This is a genomic window from Mycobacterium sp. IDUB_17 (assembly GCF_055419465.1).
The window spans coordinates 546,166-568,703 of record NZ_JBVAXS010000003.1; the positions used below are offsets into that span (position 1 = coordinate 546,166).

15 protein-coding genes are annotated in these 22,538 nt (G+C 66.8%); 13 read left to right on the plus strand and 2 right to left on the minus strand.

Annotation, left to right across the window (positions count from 1 at the left end):
- The first annotated feature begins 68 nt into the window (after window positions 1-68).
- The 8 genes from ACZYZ7_RS15620 to ACZYZ7_RS15655 all read left to right on the plus strand — a co-directional run bounded on the left by ACZYZ7_RS15620 (window position 69) and on the right by ACZYZ7_RS15655 (window position 14,060).
- A complete protein-coding gene (locus ACZYZ7_RS15620) occupies window positions 69-1,127 on the plus strand; it encodes an esterase family protein (RefSeq protein ID WP_463741274.1) in 1,059 nt (352 codons plus the stop codon).
- Window positions 1,128-1,264: 137 nt separating this feature from the next.
- A complete protein-coding gene (locus ACZYZ7_RS15625) occupies window positions 1,265-2,260 on the plus strand; it encodes an esterase family protein (protein ID WP_135459432.1) in 996 nt (331 codons plus the stop codon).
- A 156-nt stretch (window positions 2,261-2,416) separates the two neighbouring features.
- Window positions 2,417-3,328 (plus strand): alpha/beta hydrolase-fold protein, encoded by a 912-nt coding sequence (locus ACZYZ7_RS15630; RefSeq protein WP_450071444.1) that lies wholly within the window; start codon window positions 2,417-2,419, stop codon window positions 3,326-3,328.
- Between the two features lie 64 nt (window positions 3,329-3,392).
- Window positions 3,393-3,842: a hypothetical protein gene (locus ACZYZ7_RS15635; RefSeq protein WP_135459430.1), complete on the plus strand. Its 450-nt coding sequence runs from the start codon at window positions 3,393-3,395 to the stop codon at window positions 3,840-3,842.
- Window positions 3,843-3,884: 42 nt separating this feature from the next.
- Complete coding sequence (gene culp6, locus ACZYZ7_RS15640; protein ID WP_463741275.1) at window positions 3,885-4,898, plus strand: carboxylesterase Culp6; 1,014 nt, start codon at window positions 3,885-3,887, stop codon at window positions 4,896-4,898.
- Window positions 4,899-5,152: 254 nt separating this feature from the next.
- Window positions 5,153-7,042 carry a long-chain-fatty-acid--AMP ligase FadD32 gene (gene fadD32, locus ACZYZ7_RS15645; RefSeq protein ID WP_135459428.1) on the plus strand — a complete coding sequence of 630 codons (1,890 nt, stop codon included), beginning with the start codon at window positions 5,153-5,155 and terminating at the stop codon, window positions 7,040-7,042.
- A gap of 62 nt (window positions 7,043-7,104) precedes the next feature.
- The gene (gene pks13, locus ACZYZ7_RS15650) at window positions 7,105-12,510 is read left to right on the plus strand and encodes a polyketide synthase Pks13 (protein WP_463741276.1); all 5,406 of its coding nucleotides are present in this window, start codon (window positions 7,105-7,107) and stop codon (window positions 12,508-12,510) included.
- Complete coding sequence (locus tag ACZYZ7_RS15655) at window positions 12,507-14,060, plus strand: acyl-CoA carboxylase subunit beta (RefSeq protein WP_135459427.1); 1,554 nt, start codon at window positions 12,507-12,509, stop codon at window positions 14,058-14,060. Before pks13 ends, ACZYZ7_RS15655 begins: the two co-directional genes overlap by 4 nt.
- A gap of 13 nt (window positions 14,061-14,073) precedes the next feature.
- Here ACZYZ7_RS15655 and ACZYZ7_RS15660 read toward each other — a convergent pair whose 3' ends face one another.
- Complete coding sequence (locus ACZYZ7_RS15660) at window positions 14,074-15,339, minus strand: PucR family transcriptional regulator (protein WP_463741277.1); 1,266 nt, start codon at window positions 15,337-15,339, stop codon at window positions 14,074-14,076.
- A 106-nt stretch (window positions 15,340-15,445) separates the two neighbouring features.
- On the opposite strand from ACZYZ7_RS15660, the gene ACZYZ7_RS15665 reads away from it, so the two are divergent.
- From ACZYZ7_RS15665 to ACZYZ7_RS15680, 4 genes are all read left to right on the plus strand, one after another.
- Window positions 15,446-16,909, plus strand: a complete 1,464-nt coding sequence (locus ACZYZ7_RS15665) for a class I adenylate-forming enzyme family protein (RefSeq protein WP_463741278.1) — start codon at window positions 15,446-15,448, stop codon at window positions 16,907-16,909.
- A 24-nt stretch (window positions 16,910-16,933) separates the two neighbouring features.
- Complete coding sequence (locus ACZYZ7_RS15670; RefSeq protein ID WP_463741279.1) at window positions 16,934-18,700, plus strand: DUF3556 domain-containing protein; 1,767 nt, start codon at window positions 16,934-16,936, stop codon at window positions 18,698-18,700.
- Window positions 18,697-20,127 carry a phytoene desaturase family protein gene (locus ACZYZ7_RS15675; protein WP_463741280.1) on the plus strand — a complete coding sequence of 477 codons (1,431 nt, stop codon included), beginning with the start codon at window positions 18,697-18,699 and terminating at the stop codon, window positions 20,125-20,127. The genes ACZYZ7_RS15670 and ACZYZ7_RS15675 overlap by 4 nt, the downstream gene beginning before the upstream one ends.
- A 264-nt stretch (window positions 20,128-20,391) precedes the next feature.
- Window positions 20,392-21,393 (plus strand): DUF4331 family protein, encoded by a 1,002-nt coding sequence (locus ACZYZ7_RS15680; RefSeq protein WP_463741281.1) that lies wholly within the window; start codon window positions 20,392-20,394, stop codon window positions 21,391-21,393.
- Window positions 21,394-21,418: 25 nt separating this feature from the next.
- Here ACZYZ7_RS15680 and ACZYZ7_RS15685 read toward each other — a convergent pair whose 3' ends face one another.
- A complete protein-coding gene (locus tag ACZYZ7_RS15685; protein WP_463741282.1) occupies window positions 21,419-22,027 on the minus strand; it encodes a TetR/AcrR family transcriptional regulator in 609 nt (202 codons plus the stop codon).
- A 40-nt stretch (window positions 22,028-22,067) separates the two neighbouring features.
- On the opposite strand from ACZYZ7_RS15685, the gene ACZYZ7_RS15690 reads away from it, so the two are divergent.
- On the plus strand, window positions 22,068-22,517 hold the full coding sequence (locus tag ACZYZ7_RS15690) for an SRPBCC family protein (RefSeq protein WP_463741283.1): 450 nt from the start codon (window positions 22,068-22,070) through the stop codon (window positions 22,515-22,517).
- Window positions 22,518-22,538 lie beyond the last annotated feature (21 nt).

A 22,538-nucleotide genomic window follows, 5' to 3' on the forward strand; every position in this document is an offset into this window, starting at 1 on the left:
GGGCGTGCTAGCGCCGATACCCAGACGAGCCTGTGCACAGATCTTGAATGGACGGTACGAAAAAACCGATGCTGACCTCTGGTGTCTCCGTCACGCGTCGATGGGGCCGGCGCCTTCTGACGGCTACCGCCGCGATCGCGATGCTGCCCGCTGTCGGGGCGCTCGCCGCTGCGCCGCCTGCCGGGGCGTTCTCCCGCGAGGGGCTGCCCGTCGAGTACCTCGACGTGTATTCGCCGTCGATGGGGCGCAGCATCCGCGTGCAGTTCCAGGGTCCGGCATCAGCGCCCGCCCCGGCGGGCACCACAGAGGGGGCGCCGGCCCAGCCCGCCCCGGCGACTTCGCCCAGCGGGCCGAGCAAGGCGGTCTACCTGCTGGACGGCATGCGCGCGCAGGATGACCTCAGCGGCTGGGACATCAACACCCCCGCGTTCGAGTGGTTCTACGGTTCCGGCCTCTCGACGGTGATGCCCGTCGGCGGGCAGTCCAGCTTCTACAGCGACTGGTATTCGCCGTCGACTCTGAACAAGCAGACCTATACCTATAAATGGGAGACGTTCCTCACACAGGAGCTACCGGCCTATCTGGCCGCCAACAAGCAGGTGTCCGCGACGGGCAACGCCGTGGTCGGGTTGTCCATGTCGGGCAGTGCCGCGTTGATCCTGTCGGCCTATCACCCAGGTCAGTTCAGTTACGCCGCGTCGCTGTCGGGATTCCTCAACCCGTCGTCACTGCTCATGCAGCAGGCGATCCGTGTGGCCATGCTCGACGCGGGTCGCTACAACGTCGACAACATGTGGGGTCTGCCCTGGGACGGCGCCTGGAAGCGCAACGACCCCGTCAAGCAGGTGGCCAAGATCGTGGCCAACGGCACGCGGCTGTGGGTGTACTGCGCACCCGGCGGCGCCACCGGGCTCGACGAGGGCTCCGACCCGAACCTCGCGATGAGCGCCAGCAGTCTGGAGACGCTGGCGATCAAGAGCAACAAGGACTTTCAGGAGGCCTACACCAAGGCGGGCGGCGGCAATGCGAGCTTCCATTTCCCGTCGGCGGGTAACCATGCCTGGCCGTACTGGGCGGCTCAGTTGCAGGCCCTGAAACCAGACCTGATCGCGACCATCAACGGCTGAGGGGCGACCAGGGACGACAACTGCTGAAGAGAAGCATCACGCATTCGTGTGGTTGACTACACGGGCACGTGAGCCGCTTACGTCGGTCCTGACATCGATGTGCGGAATACGAAGAAGAGATTCAGATAGGGAGCGGTATGAAGTTCGTTGGGAAGATGCGCGGCTTGTCGCGTCGGCTGACGGTCGCGGCAGCGGCAGCGGCCGTGCTGCCTGGCCTGGTTGGCGTCGTGGGCGGCTCGGCGACCGCCGGGGCCTGGTCTCGACCTGGCCTACCGGTCGAGTACCTCGAAGTTCCGTCGGCAGCGATGGGGCGTGACATCAAGGTCGAGTTCCAGAGCGGTGGAGCGGGTGCACCTGCGCTGTACCTGCTCGACGGTATGCGCGCTCGCGAAGACCAGAACGGGTGGGACATCGAACTCCCGACGTTCGAGTGGTTCCTGAACTCGGGCATCTCGGTTGTCATGCCGGTCGGTGGCCAGTCCAGCTTCTACACCGACTGGTACAAGCCGGCGTGTGGCAGCAAGGACGGCGGCTGCAAGACCTACAAGTGGGAGACCTTCCTGACCCAGGAGCTCCCGGCGTACCTGGCGGCCAACAAGGACGTGAAGTCGACCGGTAGTGCTGTGGTCGGTCTGTCGATGGCCGGTTCGTCGGCGCTCATGCTGTCGGCTCGCCACCCGGATCAGTTCATCTACGCGTCCTCGCTGTCGGGCACGTTGAACCCGTCTGAGGGCTGGTGGCCGATGCTGATCGGTGTCTCGATGGGTGACGCCGGTGGCTACAAGGCCGATGACATGTGGGGTTCGACGGGCGACCCGAACAACGCCTGGAAGGCCAACGACCCGACGGAGAACGTCGCGACCCTGGCCAACAACGGCACCCGTCTCTGGGTGTACTGCGGTAACGGCAAGCCGGGCGAGCTGGGCGGCGCCGACATGCCCGCGAAGTTCCTCGAGGGCTTCGTCTGCCGGACGAACTCCACCTTCCAGGAGAAGTACATCGCGGCCGGTGGCAAGAACGCCGTGTTCAACTTCCCGCAGAGCGGTACGCACAACTGGGCCTACTGGGGCCAGCAGCTGCAGGCCATGAAGCCTGACCTGCAGCGCGTCCTGGGCGCCACCCCGACCGCCTGAGCGGCCGGATAGATATACGGACGACGGCGGCGATCCTCACGGATCGCCGCCGTCGGCCGTTTCTGGGCCCCTGCTGTGGTTGCGATGTGGTTCACTACAACGCGGGTTACGTGTGCGGGGGCACTTTCGAACGACCGGCAGCATGAGAGGTTGATGATGAGACGTGCGTTGAGTCTGATGCGGGCGATGCTGCTGGCCCTGTTGGCCCCGGTGCTCGGTACTGCCCTCTGGGCCGTGTCGGCGACGACGAGCGCCCCGGCCCGGGCTGACGGTGTCGAATACCTGATGGTCCCGTCGGCCGCGATGGGCCGCGACATCCCGGTGGCATTCCAGGGTGGCGGGCCGCACGCGGTGTTCCTGCTCGACGCGTTCAACGCGGCCCCTGACGTGAGCAACTGGGTCAACGCCGGCCATGCGATGTCGACTCTGGCCGGCCGCGGCATCTCGGTGGCGGCCCCGGCCGGCGGAGCCTGGAGCCTCTACACCAACTGGGAGCAGGACGGCAGCAAGCAGTGGGAGACCTTCCTGTCCGCCGAGCTGCCCGACTGGCTGGCCGCCAACAAGGGTCTGGCCCCGAACGGGCACGGGATCGTCGGCGCCTCGCAGGGCGGTACCGCGGCGGTGACGCTGGCCGCATTCCACCCCGACCGGTTCCGCTTCGCCGGATCGCTCTCGGGTTTCCTGACCCCCTCGGCCACCACCGTCAACGGTGCGATCACCGACGGGATGGCGAAGTTCGGCGGCGTGGACAGCTACGGGATGTGGGGAGCCCCACAGCTCGGCCGCTGGAAGTGGCATGACCCCGACGTTCACGTGCAGTTGCTGGCCGACGCCAACACCCGGCTGTGGGTGTACAGCCCGGCCGCGCTGACATGCAGCGACCCGGCCGCGATGATCGGCGTGTGCGATCTGGCGCAGGGCAGCAACCGGTCGTTCTACCAGCATTACCGTTCCGTCGGCGGCAGCAACGGGCACTTCGACATGCCCGCCGGCGGCCAGCACGACTGGGGCAGCTGGGCCCCGCAGCTGGCGCAGATGTCGGGCGAACTGGTCGCGACCATCAAGTAGAAGGTCGCTGGAACTGCGAATCAGCTGCGCCGGGACACTTTTCACCAGCCGGTACGGTGGAAGCGTGCAGCACTCGGTACGGTCGGCCACCCTGGTGGTAGCGGTGTCCGCTGCGTCGTTGCTCACGGCATGCGATGCGGGCGGTGACATCATGGCGCCGCTGGCTCTGCCCACCTCACAGATCAACGGCGCGCAGCCGCAGGCGGTGTCTGCGCAGCCTCTCCCACACCGCAGCGGTGATCTGGCCGTCACTTCGCAGCAGCGCACCTACCTCGACGAGCTCAAGGCCGCCGGGATCACCCCGTCCAGTGAGCTGCTGGCGTTGTCGATCGGGTCGTACGTGTGCCAGGGCCGCGCCGCCAAGCAGGATGACCAGGCAGTGCGAGAATTCGTCCTGCCGCTGGTGCGCAGCGATGTCCGGGCGGCCCATTCCGGTCAGGAAAGCCCGACACCTGGCGAGATCGACACCGCCGCCACCGACTACATCCGAACCGCCACCGAACATCTCTGCTGAGAAGCAGATCACCGCACCGCACGCGAGGAGCCCCAGTAACCCATGGCCAAAAATGCCAGCCGCCGGAAGCGTCACCGCATCCTGGCCCTGATCGCTGCCGCGGTGATGGCTCTCGTCGTGGTGCTCGTGGTGACGATGGTCGTGATCTACATGCGTCGTCCCGAAACCCCGTCGGTGCCGCCGTCAGCCCAGCCCCCGGCCGGGGTGCCGGGTCCGTCGGCGACGCGTAAGCCGCGCCCGGAGTTCCAGTCCGCCGACTGCCCAGACGTGATGCTGGTCTCGATTCCAGGCACCTGGGAGTCCTCGCCGCAGGACGACCCGTTCAACCCGACGCAGTTCCCGCTGTCGCTCATGAGCAACGTGAGCCGGCCGATGGCCGAGCAGTTCGGGACGGACCGCCTCGAGGTCTACACGGTTCCCTACACCGCGCAGTTCCATAACCCGTTCGCCGCCGACAAGCAGATGTCGTACAACGACAGCCGGGCTGAGGGAAAGCGCACCGCGGTCAAGGCGATGACGGATATGAACGACCGCTGCCCGCTGACCAGCTACGTGATCGCCGGCTTCTCGCAGGGCGCGGTGATCGGCGGTGACCTGGCCAGCGACATCGGCAACGGCCGCGGCCCGGTCGACGAGGACCTCGTGCTGGGTGTGACGCTGATCGCCGACGGCCGCCGTGAACTCGGCGTCGGGCAGGACGTCGGCCCCAATCCGCCGGGGCAGGGTGCCGAGATCACGCTGCACGAACTGCCGGTGCTGTCCGAGATGGGCCTGACGATGACGGGCCCGCGGCAGGGCGGATTCGGTGCGCTGAACAACCGGACCAACCAGATCTGCGGCAAGGGCGATCTGATCTGCTCGGCGCCTGAGGAGGCGTTCTCGATCTTCAACCTGCCCAAGACCCTGGAGACACTGACCGGCAGTGCGGCCGGGCCGGTGCATGCCCTGTACAACACCCCGCAGTTCTGGGTGGAGAACGGGCAGACCGCCACGCAGTGGACGCTGAGCTGGGCCAAAGACATGGTGGACAACGCGCCGCATCCCAAGCACGGTTGACACCGAACACGCCCGGGTCACGACTCGCGCGGCGGATTTGGTCGGGACCATCACGGTCCCTTAACATTAAGAGAAAAATAAGAGCATCGCGCGTGAGTAGTGGGTTTGATAGAGCCGTCAGCTGATTCGTGGGCGCGGATCGGCAGCCCGGTACGATCGTCCGGGTTTGGGTACGTACCGGCCGCCGAGTGGCTGCGACGCACCGCCAGTGACGTGCGCCAACGCGACGAGTACCGCTCTGACAGGAGAGTTATATGCCGTTCATCAATCCGTTCATCAAGGACGGTCAGATCAAGTTCCCTGACGGCGCCAGCATCGTCGAGCACGTCGAGCGTTGGGCCAGGGTTCGTGCTGACAAGCTGGCATACCGCTTCCTGGACTTCTCGACCGAACGTGACGGCGTCGCCCGCGACCTGACCTGGGCCCAGTTCAGCGCCCGGAACAAGGCAGTGGCCGCCCGGCTTCAGCAGGTCACCCAGCCCGGTGACCGCGTCGCCATTCTGTGCCCGCAGAATCTCGACTACCTCGTCGCCTTCTTCGGCGCGCTCTACGCCGGCCGCGTCGCGGTGCCGCTGTTCGACCCGTCCGAGCCCGGACACGTCGGCCGCCTACATGCGGTGCTGGACGACTGCCACCCGTCGGCGATCCTGACCACCACCGATGCCGCCGAGGGCGTCCGCAAGTTCTTCCGCAGCCGGCCGGCCAACCAGCGTCCCCGGGTCATCGCCGTCGACGCCGTGCCCGATGACGTCGCCGCCACCTGGGTCCACTTCAAGGACGTCGACGAGAGCACCATCGCCTACCTCCAGTACACCTCCGGATCGACCCGGATCCCGACCGGTGTGCAGATCACCCACCTGAACATGGCCACCAACGTGGTGCAGATCGTCGAGGCGCTCGAAGGTGAGGAGGGCGATCGCGGCCTGTCCTGGCTGCCGTTCTTCCACGACATGGGTCTGGTCACCGGGCTGATCGCCCCGATGATCGGCCACTACTTCACCTTCATGACCCCGGCCGCCTTCGTGCGCCGGCCCGAGCGCTGGATCCGGGAGATGGCCCGCAAGGAAGGCGACACCGGCGGTGTCATCTCGGTGGCCCCGAACTTCGCGTTCGACCACGCCGCGGCCCGCGGTGTCCCCAAGGATGGCGCGCCGCTCGACCTGTCCAATGTGAAGGCTGTGCTCAACGGCAGCGAGCCGATCTCGGCGGCCACGGTGCGCCGGTTCAACGAGGCGTTCAGCCCGTTCGGCTTCCCGGCCAAGGCCATCAAACCGTCCTATGGTCTGGCCGAGGCAACGTTGATGGTGTCGACCACACCGGCCGCCGAAGAGCCGAAGATCATCTCCGTCGACCGCGACGAGCTCAACAGCGGCCGCATCGTCGAGGTGGACGGCGATTCGATCAAGGCGGTTGCCCAGGCATCGGCCGGCAGGGTCGGCGTCTCGGAGTGGGCCGTCATCGTGGACGCCGAGAGCGCGACGGAGCTGCCCGACGGACAGGTCGGCGAGATCTGGATGAGCGGCCAGAACATGGGCACCGGGTATTGGGGCAAGCCCGAAGAATCGATCGAGGTTTTCCAGAACACCCTCAAATCGCGGACCAGCCCGTCACACGCCGAGGGTGCTGAAGACGACGCCACCTGGGTCCGCACCGGCGATTTCGGTGCCTTCTACGACGGTGACCTCTACATCACCGGCCGCGTGAAGGATCTGGTGATCATCGACGGCCGCAACCACTACCCGCAGGACCTGGAGTACTCGGCGCAGGAGGCCAGCAAGGCGCTGCGCACCGGATATGTCGCGGCCTTCTCGGTGCCGGCCAACCAGCTGCCCGACGAGGTGTTCGAGAACGCGCACGCGGGGCTGCACCGCGACGCCGACGACAGCTCCGAGCAGCTGGTCATCGTCGCCGAGCGGGCGCCCGGCTCCCACAAGCTCGAAGTCGGCCCGATCACCGACGACATCCGCGCGGCGATCGCCGTGCGCCACGGTGTCACCGTGCGCGACGTGCTGCTGACCGCGGCGGGCGCCATCCCGCGTACCTCCAGCGGCAAGATCGGCCGCCGGGCCTGCCGCTCCGCATACCTGGACGGCAGCCTGCGCACCGGGAAGATCGCGAACGCGTTCCCCGACGAGACGGACTAACCGAACCTCTAAGCCAACGACACGTGGCCGACCAGCCCGTTCTGATGCAAGGTGACCTGAATATGGATGAAACACAAAGCAATTCGAATCTTCCAGAGGGCACCGAGCCCGCCGGGGCACCGGCGTCGCGCCCCGACCTGACCGTCGCGGAGATGCGTGAGTGGCTGCGCAAGGCGGTGGCCACCGCCACGAGTCAGTCGCCTGACGTGATCGACGAGACCACGCCGCTGATCGAGCTGGGCCTGTCCTCGCGCGACGCGGTGGCCATGGCCAGCGACATCGAGGACCTCACCGGCGTCACGCTGACGGCCACGGTGCTCTTCCGGCACCCGACCATCGAGTCGCTGGCCACCGTGATCATCGAGGGTGAGCCCGAGCCCGAGAACACCGATGATGCGGACTGGACGCGTGCCGCCGATGTCGAGGACATCGCGATTGTCGGCGTCGCAACCCGTTTCCCGGGGGACATGAACTCCCCCGACGAGATGTGGGAGGCGCTGCTCGCCGGCAAGGACGCCATCACGGACCTGCCCGAGGGCCGCTGGGAGGAATTCCTCGCCGAGCCGCGGATCGCCGAGCGCGTCAGCAAGGCCAGCATTCGCGGCGGCTATCTCTCGGATATCAAGGGTTTCGACTCCGAGTTCTTCGCGCTGTCGAAGATGGAGGCCGACAACATCGATCCGCAGCAGCGGATGGCGCTCGAACTGACCTGGCAGGCCCTCGAGCATGCCCGCATCCCGGCGTCGAGCCTGCGCGGTACCAATGTGGCTGTGTACGTGGGTAGTTCCAACAACGACTACCAGTTCCTCGCCCTGATGGACCCCACTGCCGCGCACCCCTACGCGATCACCGGTACCGCGACCTCGATCATCGCCAACCGGGTGTCCTACTTCTACGATTTCCGCGGACCGTCGGTGTCGGTCGACACCGCCTGCTCCAGCTCGCTGGTCGCCGCGCACCAGGGTGTGCAGGCGCTGCGCTCCGGCGAGGCCGACGTGGCCATCGTCGGCGGCGTCAACGCCATGATCACCCCGATCGTCACGATCGGTTTCGACGAGGTCGGCGGAGTGCTGGCCCCGGACGGCCGGATCAAGTCGTTCTCCTCCGACGCCAACGGATATGCCCGCTCCGAGGGCGGCGGCATGCTGGTGTTCAAGCGGGTTTCCGATGCCCGCCGCGACGGAGACACCATCCTCGCCGTGATCGCCGGCAGCGCGGTCAACCATGACGGCCGGTCCAACGGCATGCTCGCGCCGAACCCCGACGCGCAGGAAGACGTGCTGCGCAAGGCCTACAAGGACGCTGGGATCAACCCGCGCGACGTCGACTACATCGAGGCGCACGGCACCGGCACCATCCTGGGTGACCCGATCGAGGCCGACGCACTGGGCCGGGTGGTCGGCCGCGGTCGCGACGCCGACAAGCCCGCCCTGCTGGGTGCCGTGAAATCCAATGTGGGGCACCTGGAGTCGGCTGCCGGCGCGGCCAGCCTGGCGAAGATGACCCTCTCGCTGCAGCACGACAAGCTGCCCCCGTCGATCAACTACGCGGGCCCCAACCCGTACATCGACTTCGACAAGGAACACCTCAAGGTCAACGACACCGTCTCGGAGTGGCCGCGCTACAGCGGGCATGCCATCACCGGTGTCTCGGGCTTCGGCTTCGGTGGCGCCAACGCCCACCTGGTGCTGCGCGAGGTGCTGCCGTCGGATCTGGTCGAGCCGCAGCCGGAACCCGAAGCGGTCGAGGACAAGTCGGCTGCTGATGACGCCAACGCCGTGCACGTCGGTGGCGTGCGGATGGACGAGTACGGCGAGTTCATCCACGATGAGCCCGAGGTCGACGAATACCCGGCCTACGACGAGGTAGCCCATGAGCTGCCCGGCCTGACCGACGAGGCGCTGCGCCTGCTGGATGCGGCCCGTGCGGAGCTGGCGGCGGCGGAAGCTGCCGAGCCCACCAAGAAGGTTGTCCCGCTTGCTGTTTCGGCGTTCCTGAGCTCACGCAAGAAGGTCGCCGCGGCTGAGCTGGCGGACTGGATCGACAGCGAAGAAGGCCGCGCGTCGTCGCTCGAGTCCATCGGACGCTCGCTGTCACGCCGCAGCCACGGCCGTTCCCGCGCCGTGGTGCTGGCCCATGACCACGACGAGGCGATCAAGGGCCTGCGGGCGATCGCCGAGGGCAAGCAGCATCCGACTGTGATCTCGGCCGACGGCCCGGTGACCAACGGGCCGGTGTGGGTGCTCGCCGGTTTCGGTGCGCAGCACCGCAAGATGGGCAAGAGCCTGTACCTGCGGGAGCCGGTCTTCGCCGAGTGGATCAACAAGGTCGACGCTCACATCCAGGATGAGCGCGGGTACTCGATCGTCGAGCTGATTCTCGATGACGCGATCGACTACACCAATGAGACCTGCGAATACCCCATCGAAGTGGTCCAGACGGTGATCTTCGCCCTCCAGATCGCGCTCGGTGAGTTCCTCAAGGCTCACGGAGCGAAACCCGGTGCGGTGGTGGGACAGTCGCTCGGTGAAGCGGCCGCCGCGTACTTCGCGGGCGGCCTGTCACTGGCCGACGCCACCCGGACCATCTGCTCGCGCGCGCACCTGATGGGTGAGGGCGAGGCGATGCTGTTCGGCGAGTACATCCGGCTGATGGCGCTGGTCGAGTACTCGGCTGACGAGATCAAGACCGTCTTCGCCGATTACCCGGGCCTGGAGGTGTGTGTCTACGCCGCCCCGACCCAGACCGTCATCGGCGGCCCGCCGGAGCAGATCGACGCGATCATCGCCCGGGCCGAATCGGAGGGCAAGTTCGCCCGCAAGCTCCAGACCAAGGGCGCCAGCCACACCCAGCAGATGGACCCGCTGCTCGGTGAGCTTTCCGCCGAAATCCAAGGCATCGAACCGCATCCGCTGACCACGGGCTACTTCTCGACCGTGCACGAGGGCAAGTTCATCCGGGCCGGCGCCGAGCCGATCCACGACGTGGACTACTGGAAGAAGGGCCTGCGGCACAGCGTCTACTTCACCCACGGCATCCGCAACGCGGTGGACAACGGTCACACCACGTTCCTTGAGCTGGCGCCGAACCCGGTGGCCCTCATGCAGGTTGGGCTGACCACCGCATCGGCCGGCTTGCACGACGCGCAGTTGGTGGCGACCCTGGCCCGTAAGCAGGACGAGGTCGAGTCGATGGTCACCGCCATGGCCCACCTGTTCGTGCACGGCCATGAGCTGGACTTCCGGACCCTGTTCCCGCGCAAGTCCACCGGTTTGGCCGGTGCCCTGGACTTCGCCAACATCCCGCCCACCCGGTTCAAGCGCAAGCAGCACTGGCTGGACGCGCAGTTCACCGCGGACAGCTCGGCAGTGATGCCCGGCAACCACGTCGCGACACCCGACGGCAAGCACGTCTGGGAGTTCGTGTCGAAGGGCGCCGCCGACCTCGCCGCACTGGTGAAAGCGGCTGCCGCGCAGGTGCTTCCGGACGCCAAGCTGACCGCTTCCGAGCAGCGCGCGGTGCCCGCCGAGGGCTCCCGCCTGGTCACCACGCTGACCCGGCACCCGGGCGGCGCCTCGGTGCAGGTGCACGCGCGCATCGACGAATCGTTCACGTTGGTCTACGACGCGATCGTGACCCGTGGCGGCGCCGCGGCAGCGCTGCCGACCGCCGTGGGCGCCGGTGTTGTCGCCGAGCAGGTTTCGGCTACCCCAGAAGCGGTGGCTGAGCCCGAGGTCGAGGACGATGCGGCGATTCTGTCCGACAACCTGACCAAGGGCGCCAATCTCGGTGCGGGCTTTGCCAAGTGGTCACCGGATTCGGGCGAGACCATCGCACAGCGACTCGGCACCATCGTCGGCGGTGCCATGGGCTACGAGCCCGAGGACCTGCCGTGGGAGGTGCCGCTGATCGAGCTGGGCCTGGATTCCCTGATGGCGGTGCGAATCAAGAACCGGGTCGAGTACGACTTCGACCTGCCGCCGATCCAGCTGACCGCGGTGCGCGACGCCAACCTGTACAACGTCGAGGAGCTCATCAAGTACGCGATCGAGCACCGCGACGAGGTCGATCAGATCGCCGAATCCCAGAAGGGCAAGACGGCCGACGAGATCGCCGCCGAGCAGTCCGAACTCCTGGGCGGCGCCTCCACGGTCGCCGAGCTCGAGGCCAAGCTGGCCGAGGCCGGACACCCGTTGGCGGAGACGGACTCCGACGACAGCGCTGAAGCTGCCGAAGCCGCACCCGCACTGGACATTCCGGCCCCGCCGAGCGATCCGTCGGGCCCGTCGATCCCGGCTCCGCCGTCGAATCCGTCCGGACCGAGCAAGGCCACCGCGGCCGCGGCCGCGGCCAAGGTGCTCACCCAGGAAGCGGTCACCGAGGCGCTGGGCGCCGACGTGCCCCCGCGTGACGCAGCTGAGCGCGTCACCTTCGCCACGTGGGCGATCGTCACCGGCAAGTCGCCGGTCGGCATCTTCAACGAGCTGCCCTTCGTCGATGTCGAGACCGCGACGAAGCTGTCCGAGCGGCTCTCCGAGCGTGCCGAGGGCACAGTGACGGTCGAGCAGGTGCGCTCGGCGAAGACCATCGAAGAGCTGTCGACGATCGTGCGTGATCAGCTCGAAGAAGGTGTTGTCGACGGATTCGTCCGCACTCTGCGACCGGGCAAAGAGGGCACCTCGCACGTGCCGCTGTTCGTGTTCCACCCGGCCGGCGGATCGACCGTCGTCTACGAGCCGTTGATGAAGCGGCTTCCGGCCGACACCCCGGTGTACGGCATCGAGCGCGTCGAGGGCGCGATCGAGGAGCGTGCCGCCGAGTACGTGCCCAAGCTGCTGGAGATGCACAAGGGGCCGTTCATCCTGGCCGGCTGGTCGCTGGGCGGGGCGCTGGCCTACGCGTGCGCGATCGGCCTGAAGCAGGCAGGTGCCGATGTCCGGTTCGTCGGGCTGATCGACCTCGCGCTTCCGGGCGAGCCGATCGACCAGAGCAAGGAGGGGATGCGGGCCCGTTGGGATCGCTACGCCCTGTTCGCCCAGCGCACGTTCAATGTCGAGATCCCGGCGATCCCGTACGAGGAGCTGGAGCAGCTCGACGACGAGGGCCAGGTGAAGTTCGTTCTGGACGCGATCAAGGACAGCGGTGTGCAGATCCCGGGCGGGATCATCGAGCATCAGCGCACGTCGTATCTGGATCAGCGTGCCCTGGCCACCATCGAGGTCCAGTCCTACGACGGCCACGTCACGCTGTACCTGGCCGACCGCTACCACGATGACGCCATCGTCTTCGAGCCCGCGTACGCGACCCGCAAGCCCGACGGCGGCTGGGGGGAGTACGTCAAGGATCTCGAGGTGGTGCCCATCGGGGGCGAGCACATCCAGGCCATCGACGAGCCGTACATTGCCAAAGTCGGTGCTCACATGAGCGAGGCGATCAACCGTATCGAAGCGGAGAGCGAGAGCAAGTGACCAACAAGACCACGGCTGAACTGCTTGCCGAGCTCCGCGAGAAGCTGCAACAGGCTGCCGATCCGGGCGACGAGAAGGCCAAGGCCCGCCGGGACAAGAAGGGAATTCCGTCCGCACGGGCCAGGATTCACGCCCTGGTCGATCCGGGCAGCTTCCTCGAGATCGGTGCGTTGGCGCGCACTCCGGGTGACCCCAACGCGCTCTACGGCGACGGCGTCGTCACCGGCCACGGGACCATCAACGGCCGCCCGGTCGGTGTGTTCAGCCACGACCAGACGGTGTTCCAGGGTTCGGTCGGTGAGATGTTCGGCCGCAAGGTGGCCAAGCTGATGGAGTGGGTGGCCATGGTCGGCTGCCCGATCATCGGTATCAACGACTCGGCCGGCGCCCGCATCCAGGACGCGGTGACCTCGCTGGCCTGGTACGCCGAGCTGGGCCGCAGACACGAAATGCTGCGCGGCCTGGTGCCGGAGATCTCGATCATCCTGGGTAAATGCGCCGGCGGCGCGGTGTACTCGCCGATCCAGACCGATCTGCTGGTGGCGGTGCGCGATCAGGGCTACATGTTCATCACCGGACCGGACGTGATCAAGGACGTCACCGGCGAGGACGTGACGTTCGACGAACTCGGCGGCGCCGACGTACAGGCCCAGCGCGGCAACATCCACAAGGTTGTCGAGGACGAGGCGGCGGCGTTCCAGTACGTCCGCGACTACCTTTCGTTCCTGCCCGCCAACCATTTCGACGACGCGCCGATCGTGAATCCGGGTCTGGAACCCGAGATCACCCCGCACGATCTGGAGTTGGACGCGATCGTCCCGGATGCCGACAACACGTCCTACGACATGCACGAGATCCTGCTGCGGATCTTCGACGACGGTGACATCTTCGAGATCGCTGAGCAGCGTGGCCCGGCCATGATCACCGCGTTCGCCCGGGTGGACGGTCGCCCGGTCGGTGTGATCGCCAATCAGCCCATGCACCTGTCCGGCGTGGTGGACACCGATGCCTCCGACAAGGCCGCCAGCTTCATCCGGTTCTGCGACTCCTTCAACCTGCCTTTGGTTTTCGTCGTGGACACCCCCGGCGCCATGCCGGGCTTCGCCGAGGAGGAGAAGGGGATCATCAAGCGCGGCGGCCGGTTCTTCAACGCGATCGTCGAGGCCGATGTGCCGAAGGTGACCATCATCGTCCGCAAGGCCTACGGCGGCGGGTATGCGGTGATGGGTTCCAAGCAGCTGTCGGCCGACCTGAACTTCGCCTGGCCGACCGCGCGTATCGCGGTGATCGGTGCCGAGGGTGCGGCGCAGCTGTTGGTGAAGCGGTTCCCGGATCCGACCGCGCCTGAGGTGCAGAAGATCCGCGCCGACTTCATCGAGGGCTACAACCTCAACCTGGCCACGCCGTGGATCGCGGCCGAGCGCGGTTACATCGACGGCGTGATCCAGCCGCACGAGACCCGGCTGCTCCTGCGTAAGTCCCTGCACCTGCTGCGGGACAAGCAGAACATGCCCAAGGTCCAGCGTAAGCACGGTCTGACCCCGATCTGATCGTCAGCGAGGGTCAGGGACCGGACAGCACCGCGGTGCCGTACCGCTCACACAGCAGCAGGGCCAGTTCGACGTCGAGCCGATCGTCGTCGACGGGCCTGCCGCGGCGCTCCTCGGCACGGCCGACGCGGTACTTGACCGAGTTGAAATGCAGGTTGAGTTTCTCGCCCGCCGATTTGTAGCTGGCGCCGCCGTGCAGGTACACCCGCAGGGTTTCCCGCAGCCGGGCGTCGTTGGCGGTGTCCGATGCCAGGGCGCCTAATGTCTGGGAAACGAATTCCTTTGCATCGTCCAGGTTTTCACCGATTAGCGCCGCAGCGGCAAGTCCTGGGTCACCGGCGGCGGTGACCCCGCCGGTGCCGGCGGCGAGCGCGACGCGGCGTGCTCGCAGCGCCTGGTGGTGTGATCTGCGGAAGCCGTCGACGCCGTACAACGGTGTGCCGAGCGCAGCTGCAGGGCCGGTGTGCCGTGCGCCCATGTGAGAGCGGACAACCTCGACCGCGGTCGTCGCTGCAGAGGCCGACAGCGGTATCCACCCCCAGCCGGTGTTGCGATCAGCGGCGATGAACAACGGACTACTTTGTGCCCCAACAGCTTCTGCCGAGTCCCGGAGTGCTGACTCCAGCCGGCCGAGCCCGTCGTCCAGTTCGGAGTCGGCCGGCCACCACATCGCGACGGCAAGATGTGTCCGCTGCATCGGGTACCGCAGCGTGGCGGTGAGGGTATCGGGGTCGGACACCGAGACCGACAGTGGCGTCGCGAGCAGCTCACGCACCCGCAGCGCCCTGGCGCTGTTCCGGTTGGCCAGCCACCGGTCGCGTTCGGCTTCGTAGACCACCACCACCTGCTGGCTGATCCAGTCGATGTAGCGGAACGACACCGAGGTGATCCGCTCGAACACCGCCAACCCGATCCGGGCCTGAAGTCCGGCGGCGTTGACCTCCTCGGCCGCGGCGTCGATCACCAGGGCGTGCCCCAACCGATATGCGCGCACCAGCGCCTCCATCGGCACACCGCGCTGGGCCACGCGCCGGGCGTACTCCAGGGCGGCGGTCGGCGGTTCGATGTTGCCCAGCGATATGTCGTGGCGAAGCGCATGGAAGATGGTCTCGACATTGCCCGCGACACTGGATCCCAGTAGTTGCACCAACTCGGGATCGCCACGCAACTCCGTAATGTCGCTGGCCAGGGCCTGTTGTACGGAATGGCTCACCGCTACTTGACGTGCCATCAACCGATCCATCACCACGGCGGATGCGGCCGCGACATCGGTGTCCATGTGTTGACCCTAGATCGCAAATTTGTCTCCAGGCGACAAACCGCCGGGTCGACTTCATCGCCGCGAGATGATGTGAGGCACATCACCGGCTATCTACCGTCGTGACATGTTCCTCACGACCCTGCCAGATCACCGCGCCGCCCGGGCCCCGCATGCTTCGGCCGTCGCCGACGACGCCCTCGACCTGGACAACGCCGCATTCCTCGACGCCGTGACGCGGGCCGCGGCCGCGCTGCGTTCCGCGGGTGTGGGGCCCGGCGATGTCGTCGCACTCAAGCTGCCCAACCGCGCCGAATTCGTCGTGGTGCTCTTCGCGGCCTGGCGCCTGGGTGCCGCGGTCACCCCGATCAGCCCGACCCTGGTGGCGGCCGAGATGGCCTACCAGGTCGCCGATGCCAGGTCCAAGGTGCTCGTCGTAGACGACGATACGGCGGCTCAGGTGCCGGTCCTGACGCTCGATGATCTGGCCGCCGGATCGGCGGAGCCGGTCGCACCCGTCGAGATCTCGGACGACGCGCTGGCCCTGCTGATCTACACCAGCGGCACCACCGGCAGGCCCAAGGGCGTCATGCTCGACCACGCCAATGTCAATGCCATGTGCGACATGGTCATCCAGGGGTTCGAGCTCACCGAGGCGGACCACAGCCTGCTGATTCTGCCGCTGTTCCACGTCAACGCCATCGTGGTCAGCACCCTGTCCCCGCTGATCGCCGGCGGCCGGACCACGATCGCCGGCCGGTTCAACCCGGCCACGTTCTTCGAGCGCATCGAAACTACCCGCGCCACATACTTTTCCGCAGTACCCACCATCTACACGATGCTCGCCGGACTGCCCGCCGAGGTGCAGCCCGATGCCAGCTCGGTGCGGTTCGCGGTGTGTGGCGCCGCGCCGGCCAGCGTCGAACTTCTCGATCGGTTCGAGCGTCGCTACGGCATCGGACTCATCGAGGGTTACGGACTGTCCGAGGGATCCTGCGCCAGCACGGGCAATCCGCTGCATGGCAAGCGCAAGCCGGGAACCGTCGGCATCCCGTTGCCGGGTCAGGAGATTCGCATCGTCGACGGCTCCGGTGCGACGCTCCCGCAAGGAGAGGTCGGCGAAGTCGTCATCAAAGGCCCCAACGTCATGCGCGGCTATCTCAACCGCCCGGAGGAGACCGCCGAGACCCTGGTCGACGGCTGGCTGCACACCGGCGATGTGGGCCGGTTCGACGAGGACGGATACCTGGTGCTCGTGGACCGGGCCAAGGACATGATCATCCGCGGCGGGGAGAACATCTACCCCAAGGAGATCGAGACGGTTGTCCACCAGCTGCCCGAGATCGCCGAGGCCGCCGTCGTCGGGCGCGCGAATCCGGTCTACGGCGAGGAGCCGGTCCTGTTCGTGTCACTGAACCCGGGCGCCGAGCTCGGCGAGGACCGGATCCGCGAACATCTCACCGGATCGCTGTCGAAATACAAACTGCCCGTGGACATCACAATTCTGCCCGGCCTGCCGGTGAATCCCGTCGGCAAGATCGACAAGCCCACGCTGCGTAAGACACTGACCACCGCGGTTGCGCGGTCCTAGCCCGGCCCGAAAAAGGAGCTCGTCATGGGATTCGTCAAGCCAACCCTGCCTGAGGTCGACCTTCAGGAGTTTCTGCGCCTGCCGCTGCAGGAGCGCCTCCGGATCATGAGCCTCAAGTGGGTGGACCACGGCCTCGGTGCCCCCCGCATGATCCATGTGCTCTACATCGTCAAGCTGACGCTCTTCTATGCGCTCGGCGGGGTTGTCATCGCGACTGCGACGTCTCATCTGCCCGCCTTCTGGCATGTGGCCGATTGGTGGAATCAGCCGATCGTGTATCAGAAGCTGATCCTGTGGACCATCCTGCTGGAGCTCCTCGGGCTGGCCGGATCGTGGGGCCCACTTGCCGGCAAGACGAAGCCGATGACGGGCGGTTACCGATTCTGGGCCAAGGTCAACACGATTCGGCTGCGGCCGTGGAAGGCGGTGCCGTTCACCGACGGTGACCGTCGCACCCGGTTCGACGTGTTCGTGTACCTGGCGCTGATCGCCGCCGTGGTGGTGGCGCTGGTGGCACCCGGTGTGCACAGCGATTCGCTGAGCGCGGTGTTGCCACAGAACACCTCGGGCCTGGTGAACCCGGCGCTGCTGATCATGCCGATGGTGCTGCTGGTCGTGATCGGCTTGCGGGACAAGACGATCTTCCTGGCTGCCCGCGGCGAGCAGTACCTGCCCGCGCTGCTGTTCTTCACGACATTGCCGTTCGTCGACATGATCATCGCGGGCAAGCTCTTGATCGGCACGGTGTGGATCTGGGCCGGTATCTCCAAGTTCGGTCTGCACTTCACCAACGTCATCCCGCCGATGGTGAGTAACAGCCCGACGCTTCCGTTCAAGTGGCTCAAGCGCGCGCACTACCGCAACTTCCCGCACGATCTTCGTCCCTCGCACCTGGCGACCTTCATGGCGCACGGGCCGGGCAGCTTCGTGGAGATCGTCGCACCGCTGGCGCTGCTGCTGTCACCGTGGCCCTGGCTCACGTTCGGCGCGGCCGCGGTGATGGTGTGCTTCCACCTGTTCATCATCTCGACGTTCCCGCTGGCGGTTCCGGTGGAATGGAACGTGCTGTTCGCCTACATCACCGTCTTCCTGTTTCTCGGCTTCCCGAACTGGGACGGCTACGCCATCGCGGACATGTCCTCGCCTTGGCTGACTGTGGTGCTGCTGATCGGGCTGTGCTTCTTCCCGGTGCTGGGTAACTTCCGGCCGGACCTGGTGTCGTTCCTGCCGGCCATGCGTCAGTACGCGGGCAACTGGGCTTCGGCGGTGTGGACCTTCACCCCGGGCGCCGAGCAGAAGCTGAACCGGGTCACCCGGTCCGCGCCGAACACGGTGGATCAGTACATCAACTTCGGTTGGGACCCGGTGGTGGCCGAGGTGTTCACCCAGCAGGTCACCGCGTGGCGCGCACTGCACAGCCAGGGCCGCGGACTGTATTCGGTTCTGTTGAAATCCCTCCCGGACATCGACAGCCGCACCGTGCGCGAGGGGGAGATGTCGTGCAACACGATCATCGGTTTCAATTTCGGTGACGGACACCTGCACAATGAAGATCTCATCGCCGCGATCCAGTCCGAGGCACAGTTCGAACCGGGCGAGTTCGTGGTGGCATGGGTGGAATCGCAGCCGATCCATCGCAAGACCCAGGAGTACAAGGTGATTGACGCGGCCCTCGGGGTGATCGAGCGGGGCACCTGGAATGTGTCCGACCTGGTCGACGAGCAGCCCTGGCTGCCGAACGGGCCGATCCCGTTGAATGTGATGTGGCGGCGGGCCGGGATTCCGGCATGAGCACGGCAGTTGTGGTCGGTGCGGGGCCCAACGGGCTCGCGGCCGCGATCACGCTGGCTTCGGCTGGGGTGGACGTCACCGTGCTGGAGGCCGCCGACGAGATCGGCGGCGGGGTGCGCTCGTCGAGCGAGGGCCTCGCGGAGGGTTTCCCCGAGGGCCTCGTCCGCGACCACTGCGCAGCGATCCATCCGATGGCGGTCGGCTCGGCCTTCCTGAACGGTCTTGGGTTGGAGCGTCACGGGCTGCAGTGGAAATGGCCAGAGATCGATTGTGCGCATCCGCTCGACAGTGGTGATGCCGGCCTGCTGTACCGCAGCGTGGATACCACCGCGGCGGCGCTCGGCGGGGATGGCGGTCGGTGGCGGCGGGCTTTCGGCGGGCCGTCATCGAATTTCGACATGCTCTCGCAGGACATCATGGGGCCGCTGCTACGGGTGCCGAAGCATCCGCTTGCGCTGGCTCGTTTCGGCGCGCCAACGGTGCTGCCCGCGGCGGCGTTCGCCCGGCTGTTCCGTACCGAACGCGCGCGGGCATTGTTCGGCGGTGTCGCCGCACACACCTTCCGGCCCTTACACTTTCCGCTGACCTCGGCCATCGGCCTTGGCATCATCACCGCCGGGCACCGGCACGGTTGGGCGGTGGCACAGGGCGGTTCGCAGGCCATCACCGATGCTCTGGCCGCGGTGCTCGCGGAGTTGGACGTCAAGGTGGAAACGGGTATCCGCGTCACGTCCGGTGCGCAGCTGCCGTCCGCCGACGTGACGATGTTCGATCTCGCACCGACAGCGGTGGTCGACATCATGGGGGACCGCCTGCCCAGGCGGGTGGCCCGTGGCTTGGGTGGATTCCGGTACGGTCCTGGAGCATTCAAGGTCGACTTCGCGGTCGAGGGTCCGGTGCCTTGGACGAATCCGGAGGTCGGCGGCGCGGGGACGGTGCACCTGGGCGGTGACTTCGCCGAGATCGCGGCGACCGAGCGGGAGATCCACGCCGGCCGGATGCCGCAGCGGCCGTTTGTGCTCGTCGGGCAGCAGTATGTGGCCGATCCGGGCCGCTCGGTCGGCGGCATCAATCCGGTGTATTCGTATGCCCATGTGCCACACGGCTATACGGGTGACGCAACAGAGGCGATCATCGGCCAGTTCGAGCGGTTCGCCCCCGGGTTCCGCGACCGGATCGTCGGGATGGCGGTGCGGTCGACGACGGAGATGTCGGTCTACAACGCCAACTACGTCGGCGGTGACATCTGTACGGGGGCCAAGGACATCCGGCAGTTGGTGTTCGGCCCGCGGACTACGCTGCAGCCCTACCGAATTGGTGTTCCCGGCATGTACCTGTGCTCGGCGGCCACCCCGCCGGGGCCCGGGGCGCACGGCATGTGCGGCGCCAACGCGGCCGCGGTGGCCCTGGCTTCTCTCGCGCGGTGAGTGGCGGTGGGTTTGCGGTGGGCCGGCAATGCACATTCCTACTCACAAGCGTGTAATTCAAAAACATGCCCTGTGATTAGCGATGACATCGGGCTCGTCGAAAACCATCCACAAGTTATCCACAGGCCGCTCTGGTTGGCTGTGCGAGCCGTCGATGCGCGGCGAAGATCGTTGCAGGACATCGGGTTGGGCAGTCGCGTGGTCTGGGCGCGGGTGTAGCCCGTTTCCGGTGCGACCCGACCGTGTGCGCGCTTTGATGGGTACATGTCGAACCACTTCACCGGGCTGAGTCTCGGGCCACCGCTGGGCGACCAGCGTCTCGATCTATGCGATCTATATGCCTTCCAGTCACCGGCCGATCCCACGCGGACCGTGCTGATCCTCAACGCCAATCCCAACGCGGACGCTCTGCATCCGGATGCCATCTACCGGCTGGCCATCGACAACGACGGTGACCTGCGCGACGACATCGCGTTCAGCTACGTGTTCTCCGAGCCGGTCGACGGCCGCCAGACCGTGGACGTGTATCTGGCCGCCGACGAGGACGCGGAATCGCCCGAGGCAGTCGGAGAACGGATCTTCACCGGCGTCGAGGTGTCGTTCGGGCGGGAGTCGGTGATCGCCCAGACCAACGCCTACACATTCTTCGCCGGTGCCCGCAGTGACGCTTTCTTCTTCGACTTCGACGGTGTCAAGAACCTGTTCGACACCTCCGGAGGCCGGAACTTCACCGCGCTCCATCTCAGCGGTCAATATCCTTGGACCGGCGTGGATTCCAACACCCAGGCCAATGTGTGCTCGATGGTCATGGAGCTGCCGACTGTGCAGCTGGGCGCCGACCCCGACATCCGGATCTGGGGCCGGTGCAGCCTGCACCGCGACGGCGAGCTGTTGCACGTGGACCGGGCCGGGCATCCGTCGGTGAGCAGTTTCTTCAACACCGACGACACCAAGCTGGAGTACAACGCCGGCGTGCCGATCCATGACCGGGAGCGCTGGATGGGCCAGTTCATCCATCTGCTGGGGCACACCGGTGGCTACTCGCACGACGAGGCGATCGCTGCCATCGACGAAGAGGGGATCCTGCCCGACATGTTGACGTTCAACCCGTCGAAGCCGGCCAAGTACCCGAATGGCCGGGTGTTCGCCGACGACGTGATCGACTACCGGCTGGCGTCGCTGACCAAGGGTGACTGTCCGCCGTCGGGCCTGAGCCCGCACACCGACACCCTCGACGTGTTCCCGTACCTGGGCCCGCCACACTGAGGCCGCGCTGCAGGACTTTCCTGACTTAGAGCCGCAGGCCCGCGATGAAGATCGCGAGCAGCCGGCTCACGGTCGACTCGAAGTCGGTCACCATCGAGGTGCCCACCGCTGAATCCGGTGTGCTCCATGCCCAGGCCGTGCCGGTGAACGCGTGGACGGCTGCCGTCAGCGAGCGGAGCTGATCATGGGACAACGGCAGCGACGGCTGTAGCGCGGCGCCGAGCCGCTGTTGGGCATCCTGCGCCTGGGCCGCCAGGACGCGGAAATCGTCCGGGGCGAGGCGGCTGATGAGCACGGGCGAGGCCGCGATGAGATCGCACAGGACCGGTCGAGCGGCCAGCGTGTGGGCCAGTGCGGCTGCCGGAGTGGCGGTGCGGAGTTCGACCGTGAGCGCATCGATCCAACCCACGTGCTCGTCGTACATCACCCGCAGCAGCAGTGCCTCGCGGGAGCCGACGTACCGCAGGATGCCCGACTTCGCCAGGCCCGCAGCGGCGGCCACGTCGCCCAGCGTCAACGTCGCCGCGCGCGTCTGCGCCAGGCACTCCCGCGTCGCTGTCACCAGCCCCGACAACCGGTCCTGGCGCTGCGCCTCGCTGCGTGCGCGGGTGAAAGGTGGAGCGGATTCCGGCATTTCCACATAATAGAACATTGTTCTGTTAAAGTCGCGAGCCATGAACCGCCGCTATGAATGTGTTGTCCGCCGGCACACCACGGCACCGCCGCGGACCCTGTTCGCCATCGTGTCCGACGGATCTCGCTGGTCCGCTTGGGCCTCGCCCCTGATTCCCTACTCGGCCTGGGAATCCCGCGGCCCGGCCGGCGACGGTGGGGTCGGGGCGATCCGGGCCGTGGGCACCCGGAAGAAGCCGACCCGCGAGATGACCACGATCCACGAACCGGACCACCGGCACGGCTACACCATGCTCACCGACGGTCCGATCCGCGACTATCAGGCCGAGGTGACGTTCACCGAGGTCGCCGACGGGACGCGGGTGACGTGGCGGGGTAACTACGAGACCCGTTGGCGCGTGGTCGGATTGGCCTACTGGCTTGTCCTGCGCGTGGTGCTCGGGACGTTGTCACGCAAGCTCGTCACCGCCGCGGAAAAGGGCATCGTCTAACGCCGAGTGGCCAGTTATGAC

Coding starts and splice junctions, on each gene's coding strand:
- ACZYZ7_RS15620 (WP_463741274.1), top strand. CDS start 69: ATGCTGACCTCTGGTGTCTCCGTCACGCGTCGATGGGGCCGGCGCCTT.
- ACZYZ7_RS15625 (WP_135459432.1), top strand. CDS start 1,265: ATGAAGTTCGTTGGGAAGATGCGCGGCTTGTCGCGTCGGCTGACGGTC.
- ACZYZ7_RS15630 (WP_450071444.1), top strand. CDS start 2,417: ATGAGACGTGCGTTGAGTCTGATGCGGGCGATGCTGCTGGCCCTGTTG.
- culp6 (WP_463741275.1), top strand. CDS start 3,885: ATGGCCAAAAATGCCAGCCGCCGGAAGCGTCACCGCATCCTGGCCCTG.
- fadD32 (WP_135459428.1), top strand. CDS start 5,153: ATGCCGTTCATCAATCCGTTCATCAAGGACGGTCAGATCAAGTTCCCT.
- pks13 (WP_463741276.1), top strand. CDS start 7,105: ATGGATGAAACACAAAGCAATTCGAATCTTCCAGAGGGCACCGAGCCC.
- ACZYZ7_RS15660 (WP_463741277.1), bottom strand. CDS start 15,339: ATGGACACCGATGTCGCGGCCGCATCCGCCGTGGTGATGGATCGGTTG.
- ACZYZ7_RS15665 (WP_463741278.1), top strand. CDS start 15,446: ATGTTCCTCACGACCCTGCCAGATCACCGCGCCGCCCGGGCCCCGCAT.
- ACZYZ7_RS15670 (WP_463741279.1), top strand. CDS start 16,934: ATGGGATTCGTCAAGCCAACCCTGCCTGAGGTCGACCTTCAGGAGTTT.
- ACZYZ7_RS15675 (WP_463741280.1), top strand. CDS start 18,697: ATGAGCACGGCAGTTGTGGTCGGTGCGGGGCCCAACGGGCTCGCGGCC.
- ACZYZ7_RS15680 (WP_463741281.1), top strand. CDS start 20,392: ATGTCGAACCACTTCACCGGGCTGAGTCTCGGGCCACCGCTGGGCGAC.
- ACZYZ7_RS15685 (WP_463741282.1), bottom strand. CDS start 22,027: ATGCCGGAATCCGCTCCACCTTTCACCCGCGCACGCAGCGAGGCGCAG.
- ACZYZ7_RS15690 (WP_463741283.1), top strand. CDS start 22,068: ATGAACCGCCGCTATGAATGTGTTGTCCGCCGGCACACCACGGCACCG.